Raw genomic sequence first — 5,558 nt, forward strand, 5'->3', positions numbered from 1 at the left:
CCGGGCGGACCCCGGCGAACGGGTCGCCGGCCCGCGGCCCGAGGGCGTCGTGCACCCCGAGCGTGACCACGTACGGTGCCGCCGAGCCCGGGGCGGCGGCAGCGGCCAGGGCCCGCTCCAGCCGGCGGCGGGCCTCCTCCAGCGCGGTGCCGTCGGGGGCCGCGGCCGCCCGTACGGTCTGCGTCGCGGTGCCGGTCATGACTGGTCGCTCCAGCGGAAGGTCTTCAGCCCGATCCCGCCGAACAGGAGGGCGAAGCCGGCCAGGGCCGCGCAGCCCACGCCGATCGCGGCGAGGGAGCCGGAGCCGGTGAGGGCCCCGGAGGCGGCGTCGTTGAGGTAGCGCAGCGGCAGCACCCGCGAGACCGTGCGCAGCCAGGACGGCATCATGTCGAGCGGCAGGAAGGAGCCCGACAGGAACGCCATCGGCACCATCATGCAGTTGGCGATGGCGGCGACGGCCTCGGGCGTCCTCGCGTAGTTGCCGACGATCACCCCGATGGCCATGAAGGCGGTGATGCCGAGGACCAGCGCGGGCAGCACCAGCGGCCAGCGCCCGTCCAGTTCGAGCCCGAACCCGGGCAGCATGGCGACCGCGACGAACACGGCGGCCTGCACCACGCCGACCACCAGGGCCAGTACGTAGCGCGAGGCCAGCACCGTCGTCAGCGGTGTCGGGCTGAGCCGGATCAGCCGCAGCAGGTCGTCGCGGCGCCACTGCATCAGCGTGAACGCGATCCCGAACACGGCGGCGTTGGCGACGCCCCAGGACATCACGCCGGGCGCGATGTACGAGATGTACGGGCGGCCGCTCTGCTCCACGTCCTGGCCGCTGAAGATCAGGCCGAAGACGACGAGGAACAGCAGCGGGAAGGCGAAGGTGAAGAACAGGGTGGCCTTGTCCCGGACCTGGGCCCGGTAGCCGGCTGCGGTCAGTGCCGTGTAGGCGCTCATGCGCGGGACTCCAGGGTGTGTGCGGGGGCGTTGGCCTCGGCGGGGGAGGGGCCGGCGGCCGCGGCGTGGCCGGTCAGCTCCAGGTAGACGTCCTCCAGGGTGGCCGTACGGGTGATCACCCCGTCGAGCCCGGTGAGCGCGTCGAGGGCCTGGAGCACCTTGCCCGGGACCGAGGTCTCCAGCACCAGCGAGCCGCCCTGCTCGCCGACCCGGTCCACGCCCTCCAGCGCGGCGGCCTCGGCCGGTGCGATCCGCCCCTCGGGGACCAGCAGCCGGGTCCGGGCTCCGGCGGAGGTGATCAGCCGGTGCGGGGAGTCCAGCGCGGCGATCCGGCCGCCGACGAGGATGGCCACCCGGTCGCACAGGGCCTCGGCCTCGTCGAGGTGGTGGGTGGTGTAGACGATGGTGCGGCCCTCGCCCTTCAGGGCGCGCAGCACCTGCCACAGGTCCCGGCGGGCCTGTGGGTCCAGCGCGGCGGTCGGCTCGTCGAGGAAGATCAGTTCGGGGTCGTGGACCAGCGCGGAGGCGATGGCGAGCCGCTGGCGCTGGCCGCCGGACAGGTTCTCCACGAGGACGTCGCGCTGCTCGGTCAGCGCGACCAGCGCCAGCGAGCGGTCCGCGGCGGCCGCGTCCTTGCGGTACAGGCCGGCGACGGTGACGAGGTGTTCGCGCGCGGTCTGCCGGACGAAGAACGCCGAGGCCTGCGTCTGGACGCCGATCCGGGGCAGCAGCGCCGTGTTGCGCGGCCAGGGGTTGTGCCCGAGGACCTCGACGGTGCCCGAGTCGGCCTGGCGCAGGCCCTCGACGATCTCGATGAAGGTGGTCTTGCCGGCCCCGTTGGGGCCGAGGAGTCCGAAGAACTCGCCGCGGCGCACGTCGAGGGAGAGCCCGTCCACGGCCTGGCGGTCCCCGTAACGCTTGCGGACCTCCCGGACGGCGACGGCCACGGGCGCGTCGGGCGGCGGAGTGCGGTCAGTTGTCATGGGCGTGCGGTTCCCTCGGTGTCGGAATCGGGTGGGGGGACGGAGAAGGGTCGGGGGTGTCAGGCGGTGAGGACGACGGCGGCCGCGAGACCCCCGGCCAGCAGCAGGACCAGCACGGCCGAGCCGATCCCGTAGCCGAGGTACAGCCGCCGGGCCCGTACCGGGTAGGCGGCCGCCGCGGCCCTGTCCCGCATCCGCAGCCGCAGGTACGCCGAGCTGGCGGGCGCCAGCCGGGTCACGCGCAGCGCGTGCCCGAGCAGGGTGTAGCCGTCGAGCGGCGGCAGCGGGACGAGGTTGACCAGGGCCTGCGCGCTGCCGAGCAGCAGCAGCGCGCCGAGCACCCGGCGGGTGGGGTCGCCCGCGGGGAGCGCCGCCCACCAGGCGCAGAACGGCAGCAGGAACAGCAGGTTGGCGAAGGCGCCCGCGCCGGCCACGGCCAGCTGGTCGCGGCGGCGCGGCAGGTAGCGGTAGTTGTCGACCCGGCAGTACATGATCACCATCGGCAGCCGCCAGCGCAGCCCGATCTCCCCGACGGTGCCACCGACGTGCCGGGCGGCTATCCCGTGGGCGAACTCGTGCAGGGCCGTGCTCAGCCACAGCAGCGAGGCCACGGCCAGCAGCGGCGCCGGACGCGTCAGCAGCCACCACAGGTCGCCGGACAGGGCGCCCGCCGAAGCCGCGAGCCACCCCTCCATCGCCAGGAGGACCAGCAGCAGCCCGCCCAGCACCGCCGGCCGCAGCACCGGCCGCAGGACGCGGTGCAGGCGGGCCGTCGTGGCGTCGGCGTCCGCCACCAGCCGCAGGGTGCCGCGCAGCAGGGTCCCGGTCCGCTGCGGCCCGGGGCCGGCCTGCGCCTGCGGGGGCGGGCCGCCCGCCAGCAGCCGTCGGGCGCCGAGCAGCCCGAGCAGTTGCTGCCAGTTCCGCTCGCCCAGCCGGCGCCCGAAGGTCCGCCCGTACGCGTCGCCGATCTCCGCCAGGCTGCGCGAGCCGTCGAGCCGCGACACGAGGAAGTACTCCTTCGGCCCGATCTCGAACGCCGCCCCGGACACCGGGTCCTTGACCAGGTGCACCACGGCCGCGCCGTTCAGCAGCGGCGGCGACAGCAGGACCCCGGCCCGCAGCGCGGGCCGGTGGTCCGGCATCCCGGTGGGCGCGGTCACGGCACGACCACCCCGCCGGTCCCCGCGCCCTCGCGCAGCACCCGGCCCAGCAGGTGGGAGAGGTAGGCCTCGTCCCGGATCGTCACGTGCAGCCGGTTGTTGGTCATGTGCATGTACGGGGACAGCAGGAGCGGCAGCGCCGCCGCCGGATCGGTCACCCGCTCGTCGCGGCTCCCGTCCCAGGACCGGAACACCAGATCCCCGGCCACCGCCAGCGCCTCCGCGCGCCGCCGCAGTTCACGGCAGTGCTCGGCCCAGCCGGCCAGGAAGCCCGGCAGCCGGCCCGTCTCGCCGGAGGCCAGCGCCTCCAGCACGGCCTCGAACCGCCGCCCGAGACCCGGGCCGGTCTGCTCGTAGGTGCGGTCGTACTCGGTCGAGCCGATGAAACCGGTGCCCGGGAACGCCCGGTGCCAGAACCGGTAGTAGTCGTCCAGGTAGTTCCCGAGCTCCTCCCGGTCGGGCAGGAACACCCCGGCCATCACCATCATCAGCTGCGCCGAGGTGCCCAGCAGCACCGTCCGCAGGTGCAGGTTCATCGACCCCAGGGCCTCCATGACCAGGTCGCTGGAGTGCGCGAAGTGCCACTCCGCGAGCTCCACCCCGGCCGGCCCGCCGTACTTGCCGTACTCCGGCTCGTACGGCTCGTAGGAGAAGGAGTTGTTGGGCCGCAGGTTCATCCGGCCGTCCTCGCCCATGAACGCGGCCCGGTCCCCGTCCGGGAACTCGATGTCGAACAGGGTGTTGTAGAACTCGTTGAGGAAGCCCGAGTCCACCTCGTACAGCGCCGGCCGCGCCTTCAGGAACGCCGACACCGCCTCCTCGGTCCGGCGGCGCACCTCCGGCTCCGCCTCCGGGCTCACCGGCCGCAGCCGCAGCCGCACGTGCGGGCCCTCCAGCCAGTAGTTGATGAAGAAGTGCCCGGCCAGCAGCCCGTCCGCCGTCAGGGAGGCGATCAGCGGACGCACGCACTGCACCAGCAGCGGCTGCGGGTTGGCGGCGTAGAACACGTGCACGGCCTGCCACGCGCCACGCGTCGGGGTCAGTTCGGACATGCGGGTGCGCCCTCCTCGGTACGGACGGTCGTGGTGAAGGTCTCGACGGCGAGCTCGGCGACGTGCCCGCCGCGCTCCGAACGGACGTGCAGTCCACCGGGGTCCGGGAGCATCTCCCGGAAGACGACCCGGTGGTCCCCCTCGCGCAGCAGCGGCTCGAACGCGGCCAGCGACAGCAGGCTGGAGAAGTCCACGTACTGCGGCTTCGCCCCCAGCGCGGACGGGCCGGCCGACACGGTCGCGAACACCCGCTCCGGCAGCCCGTGCGCCCGCCGCCAGCGCTGCCACTCCAGGAAGTGCCGGGCCTCGCGCGCCCCGTGCGCGGGCAGTTCGCCCGCCGTGGTCGTCCAGCTGCGCCGGCTCAGCACCAGGTCCCCGTGCACCACCCGCGGCCGCGTCGTCACCCCGGCGTGCGCCGCGCCCTCCGGCACCCCCGCCCACACGTCCAGCGGGGACATCGAGGACGGCGACAGCAGCAGCAGGGTGCGCGGTACGGCGGGCAGCGCCAGCGGCACCAGGTACCCCAGGTAGACCGGGATCACCTCCAGGCCGAGCCGCCGCGAACGCAGCACCACGCGGCCCGGTCTGCGGAACGTGCTCCGCGTACAGGTCGTCCAGGCGCAGCAGCCGCTCCTCGGGCAGGGTCCCGCTCTCGCCCGGGCAGACGATCTCGTACTCGGTGAGCCGCCCGTGCAGGTTCAGGTTGGTGGTGACCGCCCCGCCCGTCACCTCGGCGAACACCGCCCCCGGCGGGGTGACCCCGGCGGCCGTCGCGCGCAGCTCGCCCTCCAGCCCGGCCGGTTCCGGGTAGAGGTGCGTGAACCGGCTGAACGGGAAGGAGAGCCCGCCGTACGAGCGGTTGAGCACGGTCAGGTCCGCGCCCGTCTCCGGGTCCCGCGCGAGCTGGAGGTGGTGGCAGCGCGGCGCGAAGCCGGGCACCACCGGCTCCAGTTCGGCCGCGACCGCCTCCACGTCCTCCCCGGACAGCCGCAGCTCGCCGCCGCCCGCGCCGTGCTCCTCGTACGCCGCCCAGTGCGCCCGCATCCGGTCGGTGAAGGCCCGCCGCGCCGCGTCCAGGGCCCGGATCCCGGGCAGGCCCAGCCAGTTCTCCTCCGGCACGTACTCGCCGCGCGCGTCGAAGGGGGTGCGGCGCGCGGTGAAGGACAGGTACTGGTCGAAGAAGTCCTCGTGGAAGTCGTGCACCAGCCCCAGCAGGTCCTCGCAGCGCCCGCCCGGGCCGTAGCGGGCCGTGAAGAACCCCTCGAAGGTGATCCGCTGGGCCGCCGTCAGGTCGAAGGCCGGCAGGATCCGCTCGACCGAGCGCAGCGACCCGCCGCCCGAGCCCGGCTCCGCCCAGGCCGGGGGAGCCGCCGCCAGGTCGCGGCCCGCGCTGGTGTCCTCGTACACCAGCG

The 5,558-nt window shown here is 74.6% G+C and carries 4 protein-coding genes and 2 pseudogenes; all 6 read right to left on the minus strand.

Annotated features, from left to right (window positions below):
- Positions 1–199, minus strand: a pseudogene (locus tag SSNG_RS31760) (hypothetical protein); the annotation flags it as partial.
- Positions 196–951 (minus strand): ABC transporter permease, encoded by a 756-nt coding sequence (locus SSNG_RS31765; RefSeq protein WP_007268046.1) that lies wholly within the window; start codon positions 949–951, stop codon positions 196–198. The pseudogene SSNG_RS31760 and the gene SSNG_RS31765, both read right to left, overlap by 4 nt.
- Positions 948–1,934 (minus strand): ABC transporter ATP-binding protein, encoded by a 987-nt coding sequence (locus tag SSNG_RS31770; RefSeq protein ID WP_007268047.1) that lies wholly within the window; start codon positions 1,932–1,934, stop codon positions 948–950. The genes SSNG_RS31765 and SSNG_RS31770 overlap by 4 nt, the downstream gene beginning before the upstream one ends.
- 59 nt (positions 1,935–1,993) lie before the next feature.
- The gene (locus tag SSNG_RS31775; protein WP_007268048.1) at positions 1,994–3,094 is read right to left on the minus strand and encodes a M50 family metallopeptidase; all 1,101 of its coding nucleotides are present in this window, start codon (positions 3,092–3,094) and stop codon (positions 1,994–1,996) included.
- Positions 3,091–4,146: a lantibiotic dehydratase C-terminal domain-containing protein gene (locus tag SSNG_RS31780; protein WP_007268049.1), complete on the minus strand. Its 1,056-nt coding sequence runs from the start codon at positions 4,144–4,146 to the stop codon at positions 3,091–3,093. The genes SSNG_RS31775 and SSNG_RS31780 overlap by 4 nt, the downstream gene beginning before the upstream one ends.
- Positions 4,134–5,558 (minus strand): annotated as a pseudogene (locus SSNG_RS40475) (lantibiotic dehydratase); the annotation flags it as partial. The pseudogene SSNG_RS40475 and the gene SSNG_RS31780, both read right to left, overlap by 13 nt.

The sequence above is a fragment of the Streptomyces sp. C genome (assembly GCF_000158895.1).
Classification (GTDB): Bacteria; Actinomycetota; Actinomycetes; order Streptomycetales; family Streptomycetaceae; genus Streptomyces; species Streptomyces racemochromogenes.

What these genes read in the sequence shown, in the direction of transcription:
- SSNG_RS31765 (WP_007268046.1), bottom strand. Translation starts at nt 951, where the DNA reads ATGAGCGCCTACACGGCACTGACCGCAGCCGGCTACCGGGCCCAGGTC.
- SSNG_RS31770 (WP_007268047.1), bottom strand. Translation starts at nt 1,934, where the DNA reads ATGACAACTGACCGCACTCCGCCGCCCGACGCGCCCGTGGCCGTCGCC.
- SSNG_RS31780 (WP_007268049.1), bottom strand. Translation starts at nt 4,146, where the DNA reads ATGTCCGAACTGACCCCGACGCGTGGCGCGTGGCAGGCCGTGCACGTG.